Origin of the sequence: Ruegeria atlantica, assembly GCF_013032505.1 — a bacterium.
GTDB lineage: Bacteria > Pseudomonadota > Alphaproteobacteria > Rhodobacterales > Rhodobacteraceae > Ruegeria > Ruegeria atlantica_F.
In genome coordinates, this window is sequence record NZ_WQCG01000011.1 from 53,691 (window position 1) to 79,493 (window position 25,803).

Sequence of the window (25,803 nt, forward strand, 5' to 3'; positions counted from 1 at the left end):
CGATTCACGTTCTCATCTAGTTGGCTGCCATTGCTACGTGCCGCCCACGCCTAGGCGAAAGGTTCTTTTGATCCGGCTGACGTCCGACGGCTCTATTTCCGCCTTCTCTGCATGCTCGTTCCATTTCTCGACGGAGGCCACAATCTCCTCAATTGCCTGCTTTGCCCTAGCGGGCTTTAAGCCCGCATTCGAGGCAAAGACCATAAGGTCGTCATGGGTGAAATCGTTTCGCTTTCCTGCCAAGCTCATCTGGTGATCGCGGGTCCAGGAACCTCGGGGGTTAAAGGAGTAAGCCACGTCGTAAGCTGGTGATAGTCGCCAAGATCCGGACCGGTCCATGAGGAAAGAGATGTTCTTCACGTGGTCATCCTGGTTACGAGCCACGACATTGAAGACGGCGCGCTTATATTGTTGCTCCACGACGTCCATCCCAAGTCCAAGATCCCTGATCGTCAAGATCGCCTGCTCGTAGGAATAGGAGGCCGGGTCGTTGAAATCGAAGTGCTGTATCGCTCCAAGAGACTGCATGTGAAGCTTGCGCCCCCGTCCATCCCGGTCGAACCGGCGGGTCATGAAGTGGCTTCGTCCACCTTCGTGGTGAAGCCTGCATTCCGACATGTCGATGCCCGCCTCTGTCGCCATCAGGTGATACGCGTACTCGATCTTTCCGAAGCCTTGGGGATCGGCGAGCTCCTTGTCACGGTTGTTAGACACGCCGTCGAACTTCAAGAGCCAGTGCTCGTACCCCTCGTCAACCTGAACTTGCCCGGACCTGAACTCGCCGGTTTCCCTGTTCCAGGCGAGCACGGCCTTGGCGCGCGCGCCCCCTGCGGAGGTCCCGACGCTCAAAATGTCTTCCAGCGCCCCAGCGTCGTCCTCACCCCCGAGCTTGCCGACGAGGTTCTCACGCTCGTCCAATACCCTGTTGGCCAAGTCCACCAGTTGGGCTAATTCCAGCTTCTTCGAGCGCGTTGCTTTGCGGACAGTAGGCTCGAATTCCAATGCCCCGATCCCTCGGTTGCCTATGTAGCAAAGCCGATCAACCGGGCTAAACCGGTCTGCGCTTCGGCCCGTTTCGGCAAGCCAAGCATCGATCAACCGGTTGCCGAACTTGTCCGGTAGCGCGTCGGCCAGCATGCCCGGCAGTCCCTTAAAAGTCTCCCTTCGAAGGGCAGGAAACTCATAGGGAGCTTCCCGTGCCAGCATTTTCAAAGGGGCGACCTCGATACCTGCACCCACGAACTCCGGATCGTATTGAAAGACGCCGAGCGAACGTGCCTCGTCCCAGCTCGCGGCGCCGATCCGCCGACCCCATAGCATCACAGTCGCGTCAGTCATCTGGTCTCGTCACCCCATGTCCATGTTGATTTTGCCGCGCGTTCCGACGAAGGGCTGGCCCTCTTGCGCTCGCTCCCCTTCCTTGAAACGCGTTCAATGGGCCGAATGTTTCCTTCGGGCAGCGAAGAGAGGATGGCATCTTCGAGTTCAAGCGCCGTTGCAACACGAAGAAAGGTGTCTAAGGTCGAGGGTTCGCCCGCCTCAAGGCGACGCAATGTGCGCACGCCGATGCCTGCCCTTTCGGCAAGGGTGGCCTGCGTCACGTTTCGGGCGAGGCGCAGGCGCGCGAGACGTTGCCCGATTTCTTGCTCTATTTGTTTTGACGTCGCCATGTTGTTCTAAAGGGTCGTATAATGCCGGTTAAGTCTTTCTTTGGCGTATTATAGGTCGTATATGACCTATTACTATATAGATTGTCAATAGGCCACATGTGGACTTTTAAATGGTATCTCCATCGCTAAAAGGCCGAATATGGCTTGTTTATGCTATTCAAGATATCACGATCCTGTGCTATTGGGAGAGTTGTGTCGCAAAATTTTGACATGACCGAAGCCAGCGTCGTTTTGGACGCACTTATCCCGCGTTTCTCACAGATGCCCACGCCTCACATGCTCATACCCAGGCCGCGCGACCGCGAGCGCGCGCGTTCCGGATGCAACCCGTCTTCCAGCGATTGGGCGGCATAGCCCCATGCGTATAAGCCAAAGGTGCGCCCGCCTGTTTCGGTGATTGTGGCCAGCCCCTGCGCCACCGCGATGCGACGATTGTCGTCCAGGGCTGGTACGGTGCCCGGCAACGACTTGTCGGTGCGCGTCAGAGCAAACACTTCCTTATGCGTAAAGGTCCGGAACACCCGCTCCAGAATACCCTCGCTCTTTTTCGGGCTTTCCGTCATATCGGCGATCTCTGTGAGCAACGCTTCGCGCTCCCTCATCAGGTCATCCACCGCCCTGAGCGAGCCTTCCAGAAAGACGTATTTCATCGCTGCCACGAGATCTGCGCTCTGGTCCGGCAGGTCTGGCAAAAGACCGATCCGTGCTACGGACAGTTCCGCATGCGTCGGTTCGGGGGCCGCGGACAATGCACGCTGAACCCGGCCCTCGACATCCCGGTCATAAGCTTCCTTCGCCTCGCGGTTTGCATATCCCAGCGGATGCATCCGCCGCGGGTCGGGATTGCGCTGTCCGACATTGCGCAGGAACAAGGGCTTATTGAACTTCTCGCCATCGAGCCCGGCCGCCAGCGCCAGTTTCGCATCCAGCGCCACCCGGGCGGCGGTCAAGTCTTGCGTGGTTTCTGCCACCTTGTCCGCGGACAGCGTCGGTGCCGCCGCATCCGCCGCCTTCAGAAGCACCCGGATATCCGTTACAAGCTCGCGCCGATGCACCGGATCCCGCGCATCCACCCGCTCAGTGATCGCACAGGCCAGTTGCAGTGCCCGTCCGTCATAGCGTGAATCCGGCGCACTAGCTGCCGCATGTTTCGAGGCTGGCTCCGGGAGGTCCATTTCGATCTGCGGCGCATTCATAGGCTTGCCCTGCGGGTCCCCGACCACAGCTTCCTCCACGTTGTCCTCCATGTCTTCAAGACGGCTTGCCTTCTCCATCTGAAGCTGCGCCTCGGCCAGGTCCGCCTCTCCCTTCGCCATGATTGCATCCCAATCCACCGGCGGGTATTCGACATCCCGGTCAGGATCAGAAGCAACCCTCGCCGCATCCGATCCATCGGCCAATGGCTGTTCCCGTTCCCCGGTGCCCGGTCGCGCGCCAAACACCCTGCCGACTGCTTCAGCCAGCGCCTTGTCCTGCCCCGCCAACCCGGACAGGGACGCGATGCGGCCCGCCAGATCATCCAGCGACCGAGCGCCCGGTTTGCGCCAGGGGCCGCCCAACGTGTCAGCCCGCTCAAGCAGGTGGCCCAGCCGATCTTCCATGTTTACCGGCACCGGCATATTGGACCGGTCACTCTCCGCACGCAGCCGGTCGGACAGCTCGATTGCCAATCTTCTGTAGTCGGCAGGTTTCGGGGGATCTGCGTGCTGTTCCTCGTGCCGCATCTCGCTGGGCGCGCGCTGCGGATCATCGGTCTGGATTGCCTCCTCCTGGTCCTGCCTGGCTGCAGCCGATTGTTGTTTGCGAAGGGCCTCGACTTCCCAGGCATAAGCCATGGTCCGTGCCCGCCGGCGCGGTCGGTCAGAAATCCCCCAGACCTCCAGCGCCATCCGCGCCACCTGCTCGTCGGACGCGTGCACCCCGGCCAAGATCTCGCTCAAAAGGCCGCGTCGGCGCCCGCGTGCCCGCCGCCGGGTCCGCGCCCATTCCCGGTGCCGTCTTTGCCGTTTCTGTTCCGGCGTTTCCGGCCGATCCTTCGGGTCCGGCAGCTCCTGTGCCGGCACCGCATCAACCCGCTCCGGCACCAGTTCCTCAACCCGGGCATGAACGCGCGCCATCTCCGCGCGCTGGCCATAAAGCGCAAGTCCCGCCTCGAACATCACAGCAATCCGCTCCTCGCCAAGCGCCCGCGCCGTCAGCGCACCACGCGCCAGAACCCGCGCCGGAGCCAGCAGCCGGGACGCGCCATCCACACCGGCCTCGCGTCGCGCCAGATCATCTGCCTGGCGCGGCAGATCGGCGGGGACCTGTCGCAGAAGCCGACGCCAGTGACGACCATCGCTCAAGGACCGCACGTAGCGTTCCATCGCCAAGCGGTCGTCTCCTTCGGGCGCCTGCCCGTCCCGCAGGATCGCCGCGCCGATCACCTCCGCCAGAACCTCACCTTCAAGCCCCTGCCCCAACGCCGGCGTGTTTCCGGCCCGCTTGATGCCCGCCAGGCTGGAAAGCCGGTCAATGGCGCGCTCGATCGCCGCATTTGGAGTCGTCTTGCCAGCCGCATCTTGCTCACCGGAACCGATCTCGACGCTCCGCCCCCGCATCGCCTCGCGCGCGCTGAAGCTGGGATCGAACCCGTAATCCAGTACGCTTTCCGCGCGCCCCTCGCGCCGCACGATCCGGCTCAGCATCTCGCCCGTACGCACCTGCGAGGATGGCACCACCAGTTTGATATCGCGGCCATGCGCCGCGACACCCGCCGCCAGAACCTGCCGGGACATGCCCGGGGAAACCAAGAGATGCACGTTGTCGCGCACCAATGCGCCCTCACCATGGATCGTGCCGGCAAAGGCGAACTCCCATTTGGGGAGATCCGTTTCAGGGGGGAACACCACATCGCGGGTTTCCGATCCCCCACGCGCCGCAATACGCAGGACAAGACCACCTGACTTTTCGTCACCGTCGACCACTTCGGCCCGTTCCCCGGCCCGCACTTGCCGGGCCTCCCAGCCCTTGTCCCGTTCCGCCGGGGGCACCCAGGGAGAGGATATCAGGAAGCGGATACGATCCCCCGGTTTGAGCTCCGCATCCGCTTCGAACTCCGCGCGCGCGGGATCAACAAGATCCAGCTTCGCCCGGATCGCCGCCGTCACTGCGTTTGCATCCGCCCGCCCCCAGCTCAACGCGATCTTGTCCGGATTGGCATCGGCGACATAACTGTCGGCCAGCACATCGATGACGCGCCGCGCATCACCCCCCGCCACCACCGAGCCCGTGTCCGAAAGCACGTCCAGGGATTCTTGCGCCACCGCACCACCCGCGACGAGACCCGACAAAACCATGGCACTTCCCGCGTCCCGCAACCGGTCGCACCCCAGCCAGGCCGATCCCACCCGCACCTCCAGCGCACGGGTCACAGCCCCTGCCGCCACCGGGGCTTGTTCCTCGCCCCCCAGGAACGCCACCAGCTTCGCGCCGCTGCTTTCGACCCGCTTCAGAAGTTCGGCCATCTCCCGCCCGCCGAGACGACCCGCTTCATTCAGAACCACCACGGTCGTGGGATCGAGCTGCACACGCGGTTTTTCCCCCTCACCCGGGACGGAGTTCTTCACGGCCGTCTCCGCCATGAAGCGATGCAGGGTTCGGGACTTTTCAACCCCGGCCTGCTCCAACGCCTCCAGCCCGACCCCGGTTGGCGTGACTGTCAGAACCTGCCAGCCCGCCTGTTCATGCAGCGCCGCCGTCTCCGCCGCAACTTCTGTCTTGCCGCTGCCCGCCTCCCCGCGAATGAGCCGCAAGCGGCCCGGAGCCATGGCATGTTCCAGAGCCGCGCGATGCTCCACGGGCATCTCCTGCTCCAGCCGCGCCCTGAGGTCCCGGTCACGTTTCGCAAGCTCCGCAAGCGTGGGCTTTGGCGCGCGCTCCGGCACCGGGGCCAGCGCCAGCCGCGCGCCCAGGTCCACCGCATCGAGTTCCAGCCTGAGCTGGTCCCGCGTCGTATAGACCCGGCCACGATCTTCGCGGCCCGGTTTCGCAGCGCTGCCTGCCGTCGAGCCACCCTCGGACAGCATCACCAGATCGGGATGGGTCAGCGCCGCTCGGTAAAGCCGCAGGAAGGTCTCCGGCTCCCGCACCACCCGTGCCAGCCGGGTCGCCACGTCCTCGGCCCGAAGCACCGAGTTGCGCGCCACCACGTCATCCACCACCCGGCGCGGGAAGCGCGCATAACCCCGCCTGTCCTCCAGGTCCGGGTTCAGAACGGGATCGCCCTTTCGATAGTCCGCCGCCAGCAGGCCAACATGGCGCTCCGCCACCGCCATCAGCTCCGCATCCCCCGCAAAGCCGGCCAGGCCATCGGCCCGCGTCAGGTCAGCCCCTTGCGCCTGCCAGTCCGCACGGGCTCCCAGACCGACAATGTCTGCCCCCGGCACCATCCCTGCGGAGGGGGCGTTGCCGAAGCTCCACACATCATCGGGATCCAAATCGAGATACCCCGCCGCCTGGCCCATGCGGATCAGATCGGTCAGGCTTTCCGCGTGGCCCGCGCGCCCGTACACTGTCACCTTGTCCTCGTGCCGCGACAGCGCCACGTAGAGCGCATGACGGTGCATGCACCGGTGGGGCAGAACCCGGACCTGATCGACGCTCAGACCCTGCGCCTTGTGGACCGTCGCCGCATAGCCGTAATCCAGATCCCGGAATTCCTCGAGATCGAGCGTCACCGGGTTGGAGAGGTCGCCGTCAAACACAACGTCGATCTCCCGCTCCCGTGTCGCCACCACCGTACCGAAGCTCGATCGTGACAGGCCCAGATCGAAATGCGCCTTCGTTAATATGATCCGCTCACCCACGCCCAGGTCCAAAGGTATCGTGGCCTGTTCCCTGCCACCCTCGACACCCGTAAAGACCCGCGTGATCGTACCGTAGCGCCGAACGGTTGAAGCAAGGACAGCCCCCTGTTCAAGCCCGTTGAGCCGGATCGCGTCATTGAGATGAGCCACGTCCCGGTTCGTCGCCGCCACTGCGATCCGGCTGCCATTCCCATCCCAGTAGTCCCGCGCAATCGCCCCGATCGGATCAGCCCGCACCTCCGGGTCCAGTTTTATCGCGCCTCTCTTAGCGTAATACCTCAGCGCAGCGCCAACACCCTCTCCACCCCGCGCCAGCGCTTCCGTCGCCTCCCGGTCCATACGAACTTTCTGCCGTACCACCGTGTCCATGACCACGCTCTGGCCCACAGCCTGTTCCGCCACCGCCCAGCCCGGCAGGTCCGAGACCGGCTGAAACTGGTCCGGATCGCCCATTGCGATCAGCTTGCCCCCCATCGCCGCAACTTGCCGCTGGATGCGCGACCATTGCCCGACGCCCACCATACCGGCTTCGTCCATAATGAAGACAAATTTTCCCTGCGGTGGCACCTCTCCACGCGCCCAGGCCGCTTCCCATGCCGCCAGTGTCCGGGTCCCGACGCCCTTGAGACTGGCCGCCAACTCATCCCTGGCTTTGCCCGAGGGGGCGCCTGCCAGTACTGTCACACCCCGCTCCTGCCAGCCCCGCGCCACCTTGCCCAACGTATAGGTTTTGCCCACACCCGCATGGCCCTGCACCAGCACCAGGCGCTCCGGACCCAGCATGGCCTCCGCCGCCGCCCGCTGCACCGGGTTCAGGCTGGCCAGCACATCCGGGCGAACCACCTGTGACTGGCCCGGCTTGAAGACCCCGGTCGCCAGCCTGCTTGCATCCTCTTCGCATTGCCGCATCACCGCCGCCCGCGCCACCGTCACATATTGCCGGGCACCATCCGGGGCCCGGGTCTTGAGCGCGATCAGGTCGTCCGACCTCATCACCTGAGCCGCAAGCGACCGAATATCCGCCTCCCCCACAACATGACCCAGACGCTCCCGCAAACCCCGCTGCACATCTCCTTCCGTGAAGACAGGCTTGTCCGTTTGAATGATAGCCAGAATCTGATCGGGAGTGTTCCTGAGGAAATCCGCGTTCGCCGCCCGCAGCTGCGCGGCACTCAGGGAAACCTTCGGAACCTGCGTCAGCCGCGCCAGTTTCGCGTGGTCCATATCCGGCTCATCAGGACCCGGGGCCGGCGCAAGCGCCTGCGCGGCAACACGATTATCCGAGGCGGACGGCATGGCATCCAGTGCCATCCGTATGGATTTCTCCGAAGCAAACCCATGGTCCAGCCCGCTGCGCGGCGGTCGTTCCCGACCCGCGATCTTGCCGAGCACATCATCCAGCCTGTTTTCTTCTACGGGCATGACCACGTCGAGCGTGCGCCGCGCGGTTAGCGCGCCGGCGGTCAACACCTCCCGGTCCATGCCGCCGCTGCCCAACAGGTGGATGCTCTCATGCCGCCGTCCCGCCGCCGCCATGATTGTCGAGGCGAAGGCGAACTGCCACCGTGGTAACGGACCTGCGGCGGCAACCGTGATTTCCCGCACATTGAAGCTGACATCCGGTTTGAGGGCACCTGTGACCCGCAACCGGAGCGATCCATGCTTGCCTGGACCAAGCACCTCGGCTGTATCGCCGCGCTGGATACGATCGGTCTGTGGACCCGGACTGTCTGCCGACAGCGGTCCGGCCCCCAGCGCCGGACCTCCAAACACCCCGCTGGACGTGAACCGAATGCGATCCCCCGGTTTGAGATCTGTCAACGGCCCGTGTTCGGCGGCCCGGAAAGCACGGCGTTCGAGATCGACCTTGTCCAGCCGGGCCCGGATGGCGTCCGTCAGGGCTTGCGTCTCCGCACGGCCCCATGCAAGCGCCAGCTTGTCCGGGCTGCGATCCGCCACGTAAGCCCGCGCGATCCTGGCAAGCGCTCCCTCCCTGTCACCAGCGGCCTGGATCACGCCCGCCTCACCTGCCTGCCGCAAAACCAACCGGCACATCGTCCGGTCGCTGGACCGCAGCCCCTGCGCCAGCGTCAACAGCGCTTCACTTTCCACCCCATGCAGACCGGTCAGCTCCGCTGTGTCCATATGGTTTGTGGCAAATTTTCGGTTTGAAGCCGACAGTCGATTTGCCAGTACGTTGAACACCGGCCCGGCCTCCGAGGGACGCCGATCGGGATTGACCAGCGCCACCAGCTTTGCCCCCGTCACTGCGACCCGCGCCAGCAGCACATCCGCCCGCCCGATGCCCAACCCATGCGCATCATCGAGAATGACAACGCGCTCTGGCTCGCCCTGCCTTGATCCAAATACGGGCTCTGCGAAGAAGTCGCCCAGCGTGAGGGCCTCGACGCCTTCTTCAAGCAAGGCCTTGCACCCCGCTTGCGTGGGGCTGACCACCGTGACAACACGTCCCCTGTCCTCGTGCGCCCGCGCCACCGCAGCTGCCACACGGGTCTTGCCGGAACCCGTTCCTCCGCGCACGATCTTCAACCCACCCGGCGAAAGCGTGGAAATGACCGCCCCCCGCTGCTCCGGCGTCAGGTCTGGCAGATCGGTCGGCAAGCTTACCGGCAGGTTGCCACTGTCCTTCTCATGGGAGGGGCTTTCGGCTGTCCCGCGAACAGCCAGCCGCATCCCCTGGTCCGCGGCGGCCAGTTCCGCCTTAAGAAGACGCTCCGTCGTGTAGACCCACGGATCCGCTTTTTCCCCGACCCGGCCACCCGCAGGCAGCGCCACCAGTTCGGGATGACTCATCGCCTCGCGGAGCAACCGCTGGAAGGTTTCGGGATCGGAGACCAGCCGCGACAGGACAGACGCCACTTCATCCGCCCGCACCACACCCTGCCGCGTGACAAGATCGTTGATCACACGTTGCGGGTCATCAGCGTAGCCATTGGGATCTTCCACCTCCACAGAGAGCAGCGGATCGTTATCGGCATGATCCGCCGACAACAGCCCTGCCACCCGGGTCGCCACCGCCACGAGATGCCGGTCGCTCAGGAACGAGTGATGCCGGGAAACCTCGTCAGCCCCCTGAATTGCCCAGTCCGCCCGGGCCCGAATGTCTTTATCCGATGGCAGCGGCACCATGGAGCCGAGTTTCCGCCCCGTCTCCGATGCCTCGTAATCCCGACCGCGCCGAAGCCCGAGCCTGTAAAAGTCCTTCACTTTTTCGCAATGGTTCTCGCGCCCGTACACTGTCACCTTGTCCTTGTGCCGCGTCAGCGCCACGTTCGTCGCATAGCGGTCCATGAACCTGTGCAACAGTAGCAGCACCTCCGCTTCCGTCATGCCCTGGCTTTTGTGGATTGTCGCCGCATATCCGTAATCGAAATACCGAAAGTCGCGCGCATCGATCTTCACCGCCTCTTCCCGGCCATCCATGAGCACGTCGAACCCGGCCTCTGATACCGACACCACCGTGCCGAATCCCGAGCGGGGTAAATTCAACTCCCGGTGCGGTCGCGTCAGCATGATCCGATCCCCGGCCCCGATGTCGATCTCCACCCGCTTTCGCATGGCAACCGGCTCATCATCTTCAACGCTGCGCTCGACCCGCTCGATCACAAACGCCCGTGAACCCGTACTGTCCAGCAACCCGCGCTTTACCGCCTCCTCCCGAATTGCCGCGTTCAGCTCCTCCACATCGCTGTTGGTATAGGCCAGCGCGATCCGCCCCGGCGCGGAGACGTAATGCGCCAGCGCCCGGCCCGGCACAGGGCCAAACCGGTCCCAACGATCGATCACCGGGTCAGGTTCTTCCGGGCGACGCTTGTACAGGGGAAGTTCACGACCAGCCGCTTCCGCTGGTGTCATAAAATAAGAGCGGGCAATTTCCCCAACCGGATCCTCCAGGGTCTGCGCATCCAGCTTGAGCGCCCCCGTCTTCACGTAATGCCGGAGCCCCGCACGAATGCCGGCCTCGTCTCCCCGCGCCAGTTCCGCCGTTGCTTCCTTGTCACCCTCGCTCCGCTGCCGGATCACCAGGTCAATCACCGGGATCGTACCACCAGCAGCCAGAACCTGCCGCTCAGCTACCGCCCAGCCCGACATGTCATTCACCGGCTGCAACTGCTCCCGGTCACCCAGCCCGCGCAGACTGCCACCTAGCGTCTCGATCTGTGCCTGCAATCGCGACCACTGCCCGAGACCCACCATCCCGGCCTCGTCCATGAAAAACACGAAATTACCCACATCCGGCAATTCGCCCCGCGCCCAGCGAGCCTCCCAAGCCGACAATGTGGCCGCTTCCACCCCCGGAATCCCTGCCAGTTCCTGTGTCGCCTTTCCCGAGGGCGCCCCCGCAAGCACCTGCACCCCGCGCTCCCGCCAGACCCGCGCCGCCTCTCTGAGCGTGAATGTCTTGCCGACACCCGCATGACCCGTCACCAGCACAAGACGCTCTGGGCCCAACATGGTCTCCGCCGCCGCCCGCTGGCCATCGTTCAGATCCGGCGAGAGATACGCGCGCACCGGACGGGCCGCCGCAATGGCCGCGCGCACTGCAGCAGCGCCACCGTCTTGCCGCATCAGCGTGTCGTTCAGATCCCGCTTCGAGCCAACCGGTTCCGGTGCAGCCGCGATCCGCAAGTCACATCCCCGGGCCAGATGATGCGCCACCGCCTTGCGGAACGCCCGCCCTGCCGGGCTGTCCGGCGCATCCCGATCCGGCGCAAGGATCACCTCGCGGGCCAATGGGATCGGCGCTGCCTCAAACCCCGACACGCCGAACACCGCCCAGGTCTCATACCCGGTCGCCTGCCAGATCGACAGCGCACTCTCGGGACCTTCGGCGATTACCAGCGGACCATCTTGCGTGCCATCCCGGGCCGGAAACCGCGCCGGGGCACCGCCGATTGTCGCGAAGGACGGCTTCCTGACATCCACCTCGGCTTTCGACCCATCCGGGTTCACCAGAATGCGCTGCCCGCCCGTGATCGCCCCCGTCTCATCCACCGCCCAGACCACCAGCGCAGAATGCTCCGGGCCCAAAACCGGCACGCCCGGCACCGGCGGCAGGTAGCCCAACCCCGCAGCCGGCAGCTCCGTGACCCCCCGGGACGCCAGGTAGGCTGCAGCTGGCGTTTCTGCGATGGGCATCGCCCGTCCCACCAATTCCTTGACCAGCGCCGCGCGCCGCGCAGTCTCGCGTTTCTCGGCCTCCTCGGCAGCTTGTTCACGCTCCGCCGCCCGCGCCAGCAGCACCGTCTCATCGACAGGCCGGTCAGTCGCAATCCCCACATACCGCGCCGCCTCTCCCAGCACTTTCGGGAAATCCGACCGCGCTGATTCCAGCCCGCAGAACGCCTTTGCCACCAGGTCCAGCAGATCGCCGCCCGTCCCCGCGCCGTGATCCATCCACAGGCCCCGCGACGGCCCCTGCATCTGCATCGCAACCGCACTGCTTTTTTGCGCCCGCCATTCCCGCGCACCCGGTCGCACCGGCTCTCCGAACACCGTCCGGAACAGATCTTCGGCCCGATCGTTCAGCGCTTCCCGAACTGCCGCGACGGACGGGCCCAACGCCCTGAAAGGCATCGTAACAGGGCCACGACCCCGCGCCGCGCTGTCACCGGCAGAACCGCCATCATCCGTCGCATGTCCTCGCCCGTCGTCATCTCCTTCACGCCGTGTCCAACTTGCTATGTCCACCACGATCGGGCCTGTGCCAGTCTCAATCGCATCCGAAACTGCAATCGGCCCCGTGCCGTTCTCGACAGGATCCCGCTCAGCTTCCACCTTTCCGACTGGATCACCACCGGCCACGGGCGCAAGTCTCTCTTCGCTCAATACATGTGCATCCCGGGCCAGACGCTGCGCCATTCGCGCCTTCGCCACCGTGATGTAAAGCCGCTCCTGGTCCGCATCTTCCCCGACCGCCGCCGGCAGCAGGTCGGGTGATGACATTGCCGTCTCCACCAGCCGGTCCAGCTCACCTCCATACGCGTCCAGCGCAAGCCCCAGGCGCTTTGCGAAAGCCGCCCGCACATGATCTTCGCCAAACACCACGCGGCCCGCCTGCACAACCGCAAGAATTTGATCCGGATGCGCGCGCAGATAAGCTTGGTTCCGTTTGCGCACTTCCGCACAACGCAGCTTTTCGCGGGGCTTTTTCCCCGCCCGTTCCGCATGCTCCGCCACATGCGGATTATACCCTTCCGGGTCCAGCTCAAGCTCCTGCTGCCGCAGCGAGCGGTGATCAATCCGTTCCGCAAACCCCTCACGCTCCAGCATCAGGTTGGCGTGTTCTGCCCAGGTTTTGCGTTGCGTCACCAGAAACGATGTCGCGTTCCAGGACCGGTTCTTGAGACCCCAATCCGTTTCCCCGAGATCGCGCATCGTAAGCATCACATGCGCATGCGGATTGCCATCGCCCGTGTCGTGCAAAACCCAGTCCGCGATCATGCCCTGCGAGGTGAACATGTCCTTAACATATCCCCGCACCAATGCGATCTGGGCCTGCCGGCTCAGCATTCGGGGCAGCGCAAGTATCAACGAACGCGCCAGTTGCGCCTTGTAAGGAAACTTGTTCAGCCGATCCTCACCTTCATCGACCACGTTCCAGAGACGCTCGGAAATCTTCACCCAGGCCGCGCGGGCGGCGCGATCTTCCGAAAGCGCAACCCCGGTCTCTGTCGCTTCAGCCAGAACCTCTGCCAGCGCCTGTTCGAAGGCCGCCTGTCCGAATGCATCCTGTACCCATTTCGGGGCATAGGCTGGAATCGCAACCTCGGAATGCATCAGCTCTGACTGTTTCTGGCTGTAATCGTTGGTTTTAACCCCTCTCTCGCACATCTGCGTTGCATGCCGGTACGCGGCTGCGGCAACGGCGCTGCGGCCTTTGCTTCGGGAGATGATGCGGACGTTGTGATGCGGCGACGGCATGGGGTTTGAGGTGAAAACTGTTTCCGGATTTGCCGATAGGATACAGGTTACGAAAAAATTTACAATTTTTTCGTATAATCGTGCCTTTGAGATTTTGCTTAGTTCGCTAACGCTCACATCGCTGCATCTGCGGATAACGGCCCTTCCGGCCTTCCTGCTCAGAGACACTCACGCGGCTGGAGCGGCGGACAGAGCGGACACGTCGCGGATACGACCCGAAACGCAAAGGACCATGGGGGCACCTCAATCCCGAACAGCCGACAAGCCGCAACCGGCAAGGAAGGCTCAAACGCACCGAACCGTGCGACCGGGTATCCCGCAACTATCCTGATCTGCCAGATCCACTGCGAACCTGGCCTCTTCGACTCTCGGCCGGAAATGAAAAACGCCGCCCCATGGGGACGGCGTCAACTGGGCAACAATCAAAAGACCGGTCAGTTGCCGACACCAAACAACGCGATGACACGATCAACGATGAACAGAACACCCACAAGCCCGCCCAGCGTGTAAATCGCCCTGTTGGTCGACTGGGCGATCTCCGCCTTCAATGTCGCGGCAACGGTATCGATCTTGGCGTCAAGTGTCGTCGCAACGCTGGCGATCTTCGTATCGAGCGCGCCAATATCGCCTTTCACGTCGGCAATATCGGCCTTGGTCGCCAGATCGGAGACATCAATCGTTCCGATGGTTTCCCCGATCACACGCGCGGTCTGCCTCGGATCGCCCTTGGCAGCTTCCAGATCGTCCGCGAGTTTCCAGGTCTTGACCAGTGGCGCCGCGCGCCGCGGCCCTGCCCTGCTCCTTTTCAAAGTCGTTTTTTGGGTCACACACATATCCGGTGCCCGCGCATTTCTGGCAGGTCGAACAACCGTCATCCATGACGCCATACCCGTCGCAACGAGGGCAGAAAACTTCCGATACTGGTTCGATCTTCATTGCCATTGTCTTGCTCCTCCTGATCTTCGAAACCGGGCTATTCGTCCACGCTGAACACGACCGTTTCATCCTCGAGCGTGTAAGGCACGGCCTTGGACAAAAGCTGCCTGACTGCAGGTTTGGGAAGCTCTGGAAACGTGCCTGAAATGACGTTCACCATTGCGTCGCGATCTTTGGAAAATGCGTAGCCATTGATGGCCCGGGCAATAAGGCCCGGTGTATTCACCAGTCCTGACGATCTGATGCGATATGTAGCCATGTCCTTACCTTTCGTGATGGTGTGGCAGCCTAAGCACTCGTCTCCGCCCGGTTCATCCCTCTGCTGAACACCGGAGCCCGGGGGCTCCGATCCGGCAACGCCGGATGCCCGGCCGTCTAAACGGTCGGGGCGGCCTTGAGCCGCCCCCGTCGTCACCTCCTTCCTCAGATTTGACCACTCGGGTCTTGGTCCTCCTTCGGCCTGGGCGGAAAGGCGACCATCTCGGTCACACCCACCGGGAAATCGAGCTTGATCGTGTAGAACACCTCGCCGGTGTCCCGGTTGTGGTTTTCGAAGAGGACGCCGACCCGGCGGTAGCGTGTGACGTCGTCCTTGCCCTTGACGGGAATGGTGATCGTGAAGTGAGCCATGTTCGTCTCCTCTGGCTGTCGGTTTGAACACAGCAGGCCACGGAAACGGCCTGCTGGCCTGTCCTCTCCCCCCGCACCCCTCCGCGTTTTTCCCCGCGAAGGAGGGGGGGCGACAAAAAGAGGTCGTGAGGTGAATCCGACGCGCCCCACACCCTTTGGGGCCGCAGCAAAGCGAAGGACCGGCGCAAGCGCCGGTTGTGGGGCGCGGCTGATTCACCTAAGCGAGCGCGTCGCCCCCCTGACGCCGGGGAAAAGCTGCACAGCATCCCGCTAAAGCGGGATGCTGTGATCATTACTGACGAGCCGGGGCCGGGGTGAGCGCGCGGCACGCGCGTTGATCGCCGGCCCCGACCAAATTTAATGTGAGCCGCGCGCCCCGCGCGGATCTCTTCTGTCTTTTGCAAAAGCCGAAGCGTAGCACACGGTCCCGAGCTGAAGGCTCGGGATTTGCCCGTGACCTGCCGCTTCGAATTCACTTGCAGAAAGCAATCAGCCTGTTCCTTTAATCAACGGTTTGAACTAGGCGAAGCCCTCCCCGTTTGCGAGCCCGGGGGTTATCCAGCGGTCGCGATTTCGACTTTAGGAGAAAGGGTTTTCGGCAATCTTGCCGGAAACCCTGTAATCGTTCGACCGCCGCAGCAGGCTGTAAGCGGAGACTGCCAATAGTTGGAGCGTCAGCCTGTGGGTAACCCCCGGCGACGGTCGCTTTTGCGATCGTTCTCAGCGAAGCGCCCAGTCCTGTTGGCGATGCGGGGCGCTCTGCCCCGCCTTGCTACAGGACACCATGTGACCGCCGGATTTGCTCATAGGCGGTTGAGTTGCTGTTCATTGTTTTTTTCTCCTGAGCTCTCCGCCCGAACCGTTGCGGGAGTGTGCTGACGGGCAGGCAGAGCTCAGACGACGGGGCAAGGACAGTGCAGTTGCCAGCTTGCTGGGCGCAAAAGTTTTGCAGGCTGCCCGCAAGCACTCCCAACAGAAATGAAGCACAAACAGAGGACATCTGCTCCAGGCAGCGGCGTGGTGCTCTGCTTCTGCCGGGCCTCGCATGTCAAGGGCCGCGCGAGCGTGGCATTGACAAAGAGGTCTATATGTACGATATATTGTACAGTAGCGATGGAAACAAAATTATGGATGTTCTGACGTACACCGACGCTCGGAAAGAGTTGAAGAGTGTCATGGATCGTGTGATCCGTGATGCTGAAGAAATCGTTGTCACACGTAAAAACCGCGAATCGGTGGTCATGGTTTCGCTGGATACCTGGAATTCGATTCAGGAGACAATGCATCTTTTGTCGACGCCAAACAACGCGTCACGCTTGCGTGCATCTATCGCCCAGCTGGATGCTGGCACTGGTGAAGAGCGAGATCTCATCGAGTGAAGTTAGTTTTCTCGGACCAAGCCTGGGAAGACTATCTCCATTGGCAAGCCTCCGATCCAAAGACGCACCAGCGCATCAACGACATGATCAAGCAGACAATGCGAACGCCCTTTCAAGGTGTCGGTAAACCTGAACCGCTTAAGGGCGACCTCAGTGGATGGTGGTCGCGTAGGATCACAAAGGAAGATCGTATGGTCTACAGGGTGTCTGGCAAAGGGAATAGTCAAGCTTTGGAGCTCGCACAACTGCGATTCCACTATTGATCGTCGACACCATGCTGTTTTCGCTCAAGCATCTCTTGGGTCGACTTCTCGGCTTCAGCAGGCAATCGGTTGTGATCTCAAGCAGCTACACTTAGAGGTTGGGGCGATCTCCAAAGCATCGACAGTTTGTGCGCAGCGACGACGGGGCTTGTTGTAGTTAAGGTTCTTGCCCTGCTCGATTTGAGCGAGAGTCGGTGTGTGGAGATATGACCCAAGGGCATCATAGTGTTTCTTCAGCGTTCGCAAGGTAACCGTCCTATGGCTCAAGTGAACGTCAACGGACCTTAGATTTCTATTACTTTTTCACGCCCCGATAAAATTCGGCTCCAGGGTGGATCAACAATCTTCATATCAATGGCATGAAACCTCAGATCGCAACTTACGCGCGTGGCGTCAGTATCATTGAATTTTGTCCCGTGGGACAGATACCCCCCATCCCACAACAATGCTTCGCCGTACCGAAGGTTCAAAGGCACAAATTCAGACGATCCGTAATCCCGTTCGCACCACAGAGTTGCGCCGTCGCGAACGTCAGTGAAGGGCAAGTAAATATTGATTTGTTCTGGGCGTTTGGTCACATCAGCATCTCGATGAAAATCGCTGACCGTTCCCGTACCTGACAGGTGAACACGCATCTTGGGATGATGCGAATAACTGATCCGGTTTCGATAAAAGGGTGCAATTTGTTGTTCAACCCAAGCATGGTATACCCGGTAAAACAGCGCGTCATCGGGCAGCTTTTGCATCAAACTGCGCAGTTTCATGTTGTCGTAATAATCCAGCTTTTTGCGATCTGTCTGACACATCCAGAAGGTATGCAATTGTGCCAGATCAGGCACACGAAAGACATGAGTTTCAAGCACCCGTTTGAACGGGTACTTGTCGGTATCATATTCCAAAATCACCGCATTTGGGATATGTGGTGCTGGTCCATAATTGGCCAATGGGCGGGACATAGGTGCCGTCCAATCACGCCAAAGTTGCGACAATTTTGTTCGTCACCTGGCTTGTGAAATTGTGCTTTTCCCATTTGTGCCAGAACAACAACCCTCCAGTTTTTTGGTTCGCTTCTACGATTTGGGTTAAGTGCCGCGCGGCCCAATCCGCGATTTCGGGACCGTGATAGTCAAAGGTATCCTGAACACGCGCACCATAGCATTTGACAGGTTTTTCTGCCTTTTCTTCCGAAGCTCTGCCGAAAAACTCTAGGGTGCGCGCCAGGGGATCCGTCAGCAACGTGATATCCGCAGCGGCCAATTCCTGATGTCCCCCACGCCATGACAATCGGCCACCGTCATAAGACCATTCATCAACCGGGGTATCGTTAAGCCGCACCCCAGACTGATCCACACGCAGTTCATTTACGCATCTGCGGAACCGCCCGTTTGTGCGTACCGTATATGTGCCCTCAATCGCGGACAGATCTTTGGTCTGCCGCAGTTGGTAAGCCATTGCATTCAACTTCCTACGGTTCGGATCCACTTCTTTGGCAACGATCGGCGCGCTGTCGGGGGCGGGCGCCTCATGATGCCAAACTTTGCCAATAATACGCCGTCGCCCATGTGGGGAAATATCTGGGCGCAGATAGCCCACGTAAGGGTTTTCATCAGACGCCCTAAATTTAAGCACCCCTTGATGATAGCTGAACTCGCGCGCGAGGTGCCCATTCACATAGACCAGACTGTTCCTTTGTTGGGAAATATTGCCTAAAATTACGACGGACACTTCGTCACCGTCGCAGACGTAAACGCCCGTCCAGGGATCAAGGTTCATGCGCCATAACACGTCCAACGACTTGCGCGCATATCGCCAATTGATGACGTAATCATTCTGGGCTAAAATCTCCGAGACCCGTTCGCGCGCTTCCGGCGCACCCGCGCCTGCGATGGCTTGGATAATTGTCGCACTAAGCTGTCGGTTAACCAGCAAAGCGCGCACCGCGGCCTCTGTCTTCTCATCCCGGGCATAGATGCCTTTGCACGCGACTTGAATGGCGCCAGAATCGCGCGTAGCCAGCAGAGAACGTTCGCGTGCAGACAGGCCCGCGAAACGTGGATCGGCCAAGGCTGCATGAGGGTCTTTTTCATAGACACGTTGCAGATCAGGTTCCATCCGCAAGGCGATCATGAACTTGCTGGCCTCTGTTTCCGGCTGAAAGTTATATGACTGCGGTATTTTGAAGGATGCAAAAGAGTCAAATGCCTTCATTTCCCGCGCCTTGTATTTTCCAATTTGGCGCAGCGGTCCTTTTGGCGGGATAATATCCTGACCTGCGCGCAGCATATTCAAATCCATCGCAACTTTGCGATCTGTCACCGCTACTTCTTTCGGTGGGATATATAAGGTCGACAACCCTGTTATTTTGGCCTGCACATCGGGATCATGCAGATCAGACAATTGATAGACATCAATGACAGGATCCAACGTGGGGTATCGCGCGCCAATATAATTGGTCACCGCGTAATCTGGGCCGTAAATATCTTGGAGCCACGACACGAAATAGGAAAAATTGTTGTTCAGATATCCAAGCCGCCGATAACCATTTTCACCGATCAAGCCGACCTGCCACAACACCACATTCACGCAAGTATCAACGGGGCGTTTGCGCAAAAGAGCTTCGGTCGCCTCATAAGTCTGTAGGCCCGGATTGGAAGGATCAACCCCCAGATCGGCGCACAAGGTGTCCAATGCCGATACTGCCGCTTTCATAACTGCTTTGTGCCCCTCCCGGCGCGCCAGCATAATGGCACGGTGGGTCGATAAAACGAACACCCCGGGGTGGCCATAAAACAATACCACTACGTTCAACCCCTGGCGCACCCAATACAGCTGCGCCTCTGCCATTTGCATGTAGGTAGTATAGCGCACCTTGTCCTCACCATAGAGAACGTAAAGATCAAGCGCATCAGGCCGGATTTGGTTCAGCCAAGTCACCGTCACAGGATCGGCGACGCAATAAAGAACTTTGTCCGCACGCTCAATCAGCATTTTGTCACCAATCGATACACCGATGGCCTCGATCCCCGTTCCCAGGATCGTCAACGACCCTGGTTTTGAATTTGGTGCTACGTCAACCGTGTCAGATACCGTCGATCTTTGCGCCGCGATTTGGCCAGCCAGATCTTCCCAGGCTTCCTTGTGGGCTTGTTCGGTTATGCAATAATTCCGCATCTCAAGCCGCCTTTTTCAATTTGTTGGTGTAGTTCACCACAACAGTCGCAGCCACTTTGACCGGCAGCGGTTTTTTGTCGTAGGTGTACTTGGCAAGCGTCAGATAAGCTTTGTACTGATCAGCCCCTTTGGAAGCGGCCATCGCACTTTCCGCTGCGTATTCATCGTCTGATGACCAACGCCAGTCCTTTAACGCCTTGTCTGCATCCGCATTTTTGATGGAAAGTATCCCGGCGGCAACCATGTTCTGCTGCCCCAAGGTGGCACCCTGCTCGGCCCACCTGGAAAAGGTGTTCCAGCGTTCTTCGGTGCTGTTTGCGGGGTTCACCATATAATTGATCAACATGCCCAGCGGTGCCGCCACCTGTGGATTGCTATCGTCATAGGATTTATTGGCCTTCTTGCCCCAAGCGCCCAGTAATTTTTGGGCTGCATACATACCGCCCATAATCGCGACATTTTTCAGGAGGAATTTACCGATCGCTGCCTTGTCGGCCCAAATGGATTTGCCCACGTCCTGCACCAGATTCAGGAAATCTGACCCACCGACGTCAATATCGGTATCGATATCGATATCGGTGTCGGTGTCCACATCTGTCACCACATCGACAACGTTATCGACGACATTGTCGACAACGGAATCCACGTCAATGTCCACGTCCACATCAATGTCAGCGATCACCACAAAATCGGAATCGATATCGACATCGATGTCGATATCGACGTACGTGTCCACATCTGTGTCAACATCGGTGTCCACATCGGTGTCGACGTCGGTGTCCACATCCACATCGATGTCGATGTCGATATTGATATTTTCCAGATCACCCACGTCTTCGGACACCGCGTCCATTTTCTGGTTGATCCAGTCAGACAGTTTGCTGATATCGTTGCGGACGGCCTCCACCAGTTTCGATCCGGCGCCAGCGATGGAATTGAAGACATCTGGAACCGATTTCGCCAGAGCGATGGCCGTATGCGCCATCATAAGGATATTGATTCCGGTGAAGGTGACATAGGCCAAGTTATACGCAGATTCCCACCATACAACTGTTGGCACCTCATAAGGTTGGACAATGTAATCATCACCAGCGATTTTGCCCATAAAGAACATGTCGAATGCATCGCTGCCATTGTGCAATTGCATGTCCTGCAAAACACCGTGCAGCATCAAACCGCTCGTTTCAGTCGCGCCGGGGGATTGCAGCGCGACATGCATTTCAAAATCCAGTGCGGTTGGCGCGCCAAAGATGGGATCGCCGGTGTTGGGGTCTGCGCCTGTTACTTTTTCCCAATTGATGCTGTCGGCAGCAATGGTGATTTTACCTTGCAGGTCTTTTGGTAGAACCAGTGGAATGAAGGACTGCGGTTTGGCAGTTTTGTAAATGTAATAAGTGCCGATCCAGGCGTTTTGGTTTGTTTCGGCCCAACTGCTGACGCCTGCCCACATTTCGTAGTCAAAACCAAAATTGTTGGTATTGAACCACTTCTTCAGCAGATCCTTTTGCTGTGAAACGGGGTTGTTCAAAAGGATGTTGTTCACTTCGATTGACGTGGCCCCGTAAGGTTGCGCCTTATACTGTTTGTAGAAGGCAAAGGCTGCATTGAACGCCTTGACTGAACCCTGGTTCACAATTACCGATGATGTGTCAGATAGTATGCCGTCAAACACCGTTGTGGCATAGGGGCTTTGCGACGATTGATCGACGATCTGTAGATATTCGTAGACCTCTGTAGGATGGTATTTCACCGTCGCGAAGCCATCAATGTCCTGCACCTTTGTCATAATCGGGTACAGACTGTTGGGGCTAGAAGCGGACGCCCCTTTGGCCAGCGTCAACTTCATCAGCGAAACCGCGCTGTTGAGTTGGTTATCGATCGTCAAAGTGTAGGTATTACGAGGCATTTTACTTCCCTTCATGCGGTCTTTGTGTCCGAATTGAGACCAGTGCTTGAGATGCGCAGGCCGGTTTGTTTGCCTGCGGTATTCTTCTGGCTCGTAACTCTCTTGAATTTCGTTGACTTTGGCCTCTTGTTCCTCAACCAACTTCGCCGCCGCCTCTGACGTGCGAGCGAAGCTTTCGTAGCTTTCTTGTTGCTGTTTGGTCAGGCTGCCGCTGATACTTTCATACCCACCCGCCATATCGATTTTCAGTGCGGTCGACCGAGCCGAGGCGATCTTTACAGTATCAAACAATGAAACCACGGGTTCAGCATCCACGATGCCAGCAATTTCTTCCAATTGCGTAGCCCATTCCTGAATGTCCGTCAGTTTTCCACCGCTGATTTCGTTGAGTTCGTTCAACTGCTTCGCTTGAGCCGCCAAAGCATCCTTGACGCGTTCGTGCATGGCCTCAACCGATGGATCCATGGCGTTGACCCAGGCCTCGACGGTGTATTCCTTGCCTCCGCGCGGGGTCACGACATATTGACCTGATCCATCAAACAGGTCAGCTTCCCACCGCATGTCGCCAGGGCGGGTGGTGTAGTTTTCGTTAATGAACACAGCCAAGCTTTTCAGGTCTGTTATGCCGTGTTCTTCTTTTAAGGCCCGCGCAAGACCCGCCAGCGTGTGGCCAGAGGCATCTTTAAAGATGTCTGATTTCAAACGCACATCGGTTGCTGAAACGGCATATTGACCCTTAGCGAACCCTACGGCGAATTCTTCGAGGATATCAAATCCTGATCTGACGCTGCTGATACGCCCGGCCATGGCGCATTTCGCCTCTACAAACGGGGCAAAGTTTTCACCCAGACTGAGACCCGCAAATTGGATGTCGAGATCGTAAGCAACGCATCTGGGATCAAACAATTCACGTGCCATGTTGTCAGGATAGTTGCCATAAGAATGGGAACATCCAGTTACTTCGACCAGAGATTTGTTCAACAAGGTCGCTTCGTTGCGACATGATCTCGCCAACACAAGACCAGCCTCTGATGCGATATTACGGCTCAGTAATTCGCCAAAATATGTGGCGTCCGTTCTGGGCCAAACATCGGGACCCATCGCCGTGAACAAATGCACACAATCCACGGCACCCAATGCCTCGCGCACTGCTTCTGCCGATGCCAGCGCTCCGTCCAACGTGGTTGACGATCCCGTGGCCACCTTCATGACACCGTTCATCTGATAATCAAACGCCTCTTCTAACGTTATGACCTCTGGATCAGCACCACCCCCGCCCAAATAACGAAGGGTTCCTTGTTGCTCGTATGCGAAATATTCTGGAAACCAGTAGGCGTCTGGGTCAACGCGCATTCCGTCCACGTCGGCCATCAATTGGCGAACATGGTCGAGTTTGGAAAAATCCCTGATCCTTAATTTCTCTGTCACACTCGCTTCACGCAACGCAGGAATCAGGGTTCTGCGGATGTCGAACGCAGCGTTGGCCCAACGACCAAAAATTTTGCGTGTCGAGAATCGGAATTTGAGGCCGGCGATAACTCGCGCCATGGTTCCGAAAGGAGGGGGAGGAGGCATTTTAGTTGATCCCTATTTCAGCATTTCAGCGCTATGCTGCATCGCCGAACGGCAGACCTTCACCGTCGTCTGACATATTTTCGCCCGAGGCTTCCTCTTCCGCTTGCTCATTCGCCTTTTCGACGTTGTCGGCTTCTTCCTGCACGGCACTGGCGTTTTCCGTAGCCTCTTCCAAAGCTCTGGTTTGTTTGCTCGCAATCTCTGTATTCAGTTCTTTGGATACAGCTTCAGCGCCACTAGTCGCGGATTTGAAATCACCAGAATTGATGCTGGACATGTCTGATGCCAACTCTTCAGGTGTGATTTTCCTGCTTGCTGCGTCATCAAGATCATTGTTGATTTTGTCGCTGACACCTTTGAGCTCCGTCGCGGAATATTCCAAGTTCTCCATAGTCTTAGCGGAAATCTCAGTACCCAAGTCTTCCAACGCATCGCCCATTTGGATCGCGACGGAGTCAATACTGCATTCCATATTGCCCGCTTGCACATTGGCAGACAGGATGTCGGTTTGGGTGGCCACTTCGGAGGCGGCGGCGTCCAAATCTTTGGGCGGATCAGGGATATCTTTCGTTTCCAGCCGTTTGAACAATTCGTCCATAAGAGCGTTTTGTTCGGCTTTCAAATCGTCCAGCTCTTTGCTCAGGTTACTTTCCAGATCACTGTCTTTTGGATTTGCTTCACCTTTGGATTTACCCTGGGCGAATTTCTCTTTCAGCCATTTCTTCGCCCCCACCAACGATGTCACAGCGAAATGCAGCATCATCAATGCGCCGCCGATTTCCATGATGGACTGAAACACCTGTTGCGATGTTTTGGGATGGAACAAAGTGTTCCAAAACCTGTCGCTTTGTTGCTCGTCTGGGTTTTCGGTGGTGTGGGCGCCGTCCAGCCCCAAACAGGTGGCACCGTAAACAGTTCCAGTCAGAAATGACATGATCACATCATCGGTCGGGTCATCCGTGTCCATGGCGCCCGTAACCTGACTTTTCAGGCGAAAAATACCCTTCAGCCCGATTTTCGGCACATCTGTGTTTGGATCATCCACAAACATGCTGTCCACATAGGTCAACGCGATCTGCTTATCGTTCACATCGACCGTGCTGGTGTCCGTCGGGTTTTTTGCCGTTTGCAGATAAATCGAATACCCGCCGTTAGGCTTGCTAAGGTCGACCGTGCTGGGCGGGGTCATCGTGATGCGACCGACAAAAGACGACGTCGATCCGTCGGAAGAATACAGCCAATATTGTTTTGACTTAAAACTCGCCCATCCAAAGGGAAAACTAGCGTAGTAGTTCTGTATCGCCACAACATCGCTCAACGTCAGCCCCTGGAAATTCTTCGTTGTAGCAAAAAACGCTGCGACGCGTTGGTCGATGGAATCTTCTGTTTTTTGAATATCACCGCCAGTGGAACTGGCTGTGGACCTTGCGTCGCCTTCTGCAGCCGTTAACGCCGCTTGATAATTTTTGACCATTTGCGAATTGGGATAGACCTGCACTTGCTGGTAAAAAGTGTTGGCCTTTTGCATGTTGTTTTTTTCGTCCGAAGTCACCGTCACGTCGGGAAGTTGATTGGTGGTAAAATCTTGCATGACCGACTTGTTCAAGATCGGAAGCGCGAAATCCGCTGTTGCGAAGATCAAGTCATAGATTAATGCGTCCTGCGTTTTGCCCATAGAATCGGTATATTTTCTTTTCAACAGGTACTGCTCCGATCCACCGGGATCGAAACAATAGGCGCCGCCTGTTGTTTGAAGCACCTCTTCTTTCACACCATAAACCTGGATGCCTTTGTCCGAACTGTCAGGGTTGAATGCGGCATTCGGCAGCAGAGTCTGGATTGATGCGCCGGTTGAGTTGGTGACTTTCACAAGGTATGTGGCGTCGCCCAATGTTGAACCTCCAATAACTAAAAATTAATGGTTCGCTAACATTCAACCGCATTGGGACTTTTCAAGTCAACAACCTGTGGTTGTTTTTTTAGTTTTTATCAAGCTCAGGACTCATAACCAGTAAATGATGGTAGCTGTCACTGTGCCCTTAATTCCCGGACGCAGACATCTTGGAGGCGGAATCTTGAGGCTTTGTACCCTTAATGTCCGGATATCCACAGGTCACCGCGAAGTGATCACACATTTACGAGTCGCAGGAATATAAGGGGCAATTGCCTTGTTCACATCTGACTGCAACACAGCTTTTCCCCAAGATACACCGTCCAGGAATTACGGGCACAATCCGAAAATTAATGATACAGTCCAGAAATTAAAGGCACAATCAAACACTGATTTTGCTCAACTTTTTAAAGCAAGCGTCCAGCAATTAAGGGCACAATGACAACACATCCCGGACGGATGCATCAAATCAGGTCCTTGGCGCCACAACACGCAAAAAAGGCCAAAAATGCGCATCTCCGGCCCGGGATCGGATCGCCCCATTTACACGCGATAAGTATCCCTTATCATGTTTAATTGATTTCCGCAGG

The 25,803-nt window shown here is 58.6% G+C and carries 12 protein-coding genes; 2 read left to right on the top strand and 10 right to left on the bottom strand.

Annotated elements, in window-relative coordinates; genetic code table 11:
- Positions 1 to 33: 33 nt before the first annotated feature.
- From GOW92_RS23170 to GOW92_RS23195, 6 genes are all read right to left on the bottom strand, one after another.
- A complete protein-coding gene (locus GOW92_RS23170; RefSeq protein ID WP_170565701.1) occupies positions 34 to 1,338 on the bottom strand; it encodes a type II toxin-antitoxin system HipA family toxin in 1,305 nt (434 codons plus the stop codon).
- Entirely contained in the window at positions 1,335 to 1,670 is a 336-nt protein-coding gene (locus GOW92_RS23175) for a helix-turn-helix domain-containing protein (protein ID WP_170565703.1), read from the bottom strand. Before GOW92_RS23175 ends, GOW92_RS23170 begins: the two co-directional genes overlap by 4 nt.
- A 272-nt stretch (positions 1,671 to 1,942) precedes the next feature.
- Entirely contained in the window at positions 1,943 to 13,462 is an 11,520-nt protein-coding gene (locus GOW92_RS25225) for an AAA family ATPase (RefSeq protein ID WP_170565706.1), read from the bottom strand.
- A 434-nt stretch (positions 13,463 to 13,896) separates the two neighbouring features.
- Positions 13,897 to 14,289, bottom strand: coding sequence for a hypothetical protein (locus GOW92_RS23185; RefSeq protein ID WP_170565709.1), 393 nt, complete (start codon positions 14,287 to 14,289; stop codon positions 13,897 to 13,899).
- Between the two features lie 146 nt (positions 14,290 to 14,435).
- Positions 14,436 to 14,657: a hypothetical protein gene (locus tag GOW92_RS23190; protein ID WP_170565712.1), complete on the bottom strand. Its 222-nt coding sequence runs from the start codon at positions 14,655 to 14,657 to the stop codon at positions 14,436 to 14,438.
- Positions 14,658 to 14,821: 164 nt separating this feature from the next.
- Complete coding sequence (locus GOW92_RS23195) at positions 14,822 to 15,028, bottom strand: hypothetical protein (RefSeq protein WP_170565715.1); 207 nt, start codon at positions 15,026 to 15,028, stop codon at positions 14,822 to 14,824.
- A 1,127-nt stretch (positions 15,029 to 16,155) separates the two neighbouring features.
- Between GOW92_RS23195 and GOW92_RS23200 the strand changes: the two genes are divergently transcribed.
- The gene (locus tag GOW92_RS23200) at positions 16,156 to 16,407 is read left to right on the top strand and encodes a type II toxin-antitoxin system Phd/YefM family antitoxin (protein ID WP_170565718.1); all 252 of its coding nucleotides are present in this window, start codon (positions 16,156 to 16,158) and stop codon (positions 16,405 to 16,407) included.
- Positions 16,404 to 16,670: a Txe/YoeB family addiction module toxin gene (locus tag GOW92_RS23205; protein WP_170565721.1), complete on the top strand. Its 267-nt coding sequence runs from the start codon at positions 16,404 to 16,406 to the stop codon at positions 16,668 to 16,670. The genes GOW92_RS23200 and GOW92_RS23205 overlap by 4 nt, the downstream gene beginning before the upstream one ends.
- Positions 16,671 to 16,954: 284 nt before the next feature.
- Here the strand turns inward: GOW92_RS23205 and GOW92_RS23210 are convergent, their stop codons facing one another.
- The 4 genes from GOW92_RS23210 to GOW92_RS23225 all read right to left on the bottom strand — a co-directional run bounded on the left by GOW92_RS23210 (position 16,955) and on the right by GOW92_RS23225 (position 25,093).
- A complete protein-coding gene (locus GOW92_RS23210) occupies positions 16,955 to 17,626 on the bottom strand; it encodes a streptomycin biosynthesis enzyme StrG (protein ID WP_170565724.1) in 672 nt (223 codons plus the stop codon).
- Positions 17,627 to 17,639: 13 nt separating this feature from the next.
- Positions 17,640 to 19,841 (bottom strand): SAM-dependent methyltransferase, encoded by a 2,202-nt coding sequence (locus tag GOW92_RS23215; RefSeq protein WP_170565727.1) that lies wholly within the window; start codon positions 19,839 to 19,841, stop codon positions 17,640 to 17,642.
- A gap of 1 nt (position 19,842) precedes the next feature.
- Positions 19,843 to 23,118, bottom strand: coding sequence for a hypothetical protein (locus GOW92_RS23220; protein ID WP_170565730.1), 3,276 nt, complete (start codon positions 23,116 to 23,118; stop codon positions 19,843 to 19,845).
- A gap of 235 nt (positions 23,119 to 23,353) precedes the next feature.
- Positions 23,354 to 25,093, bottom strand: coding sequence for a hypothetical protein (locus tag GOW92_RS23225; protein WP_170565733.1), 1,740 nt, complete (start codon positions 25,091 to 25,093; stop codon positions 23,354 to 23,356).
- Positions 25,094 to 25,803: the final 710 nt, after the last annotated feature.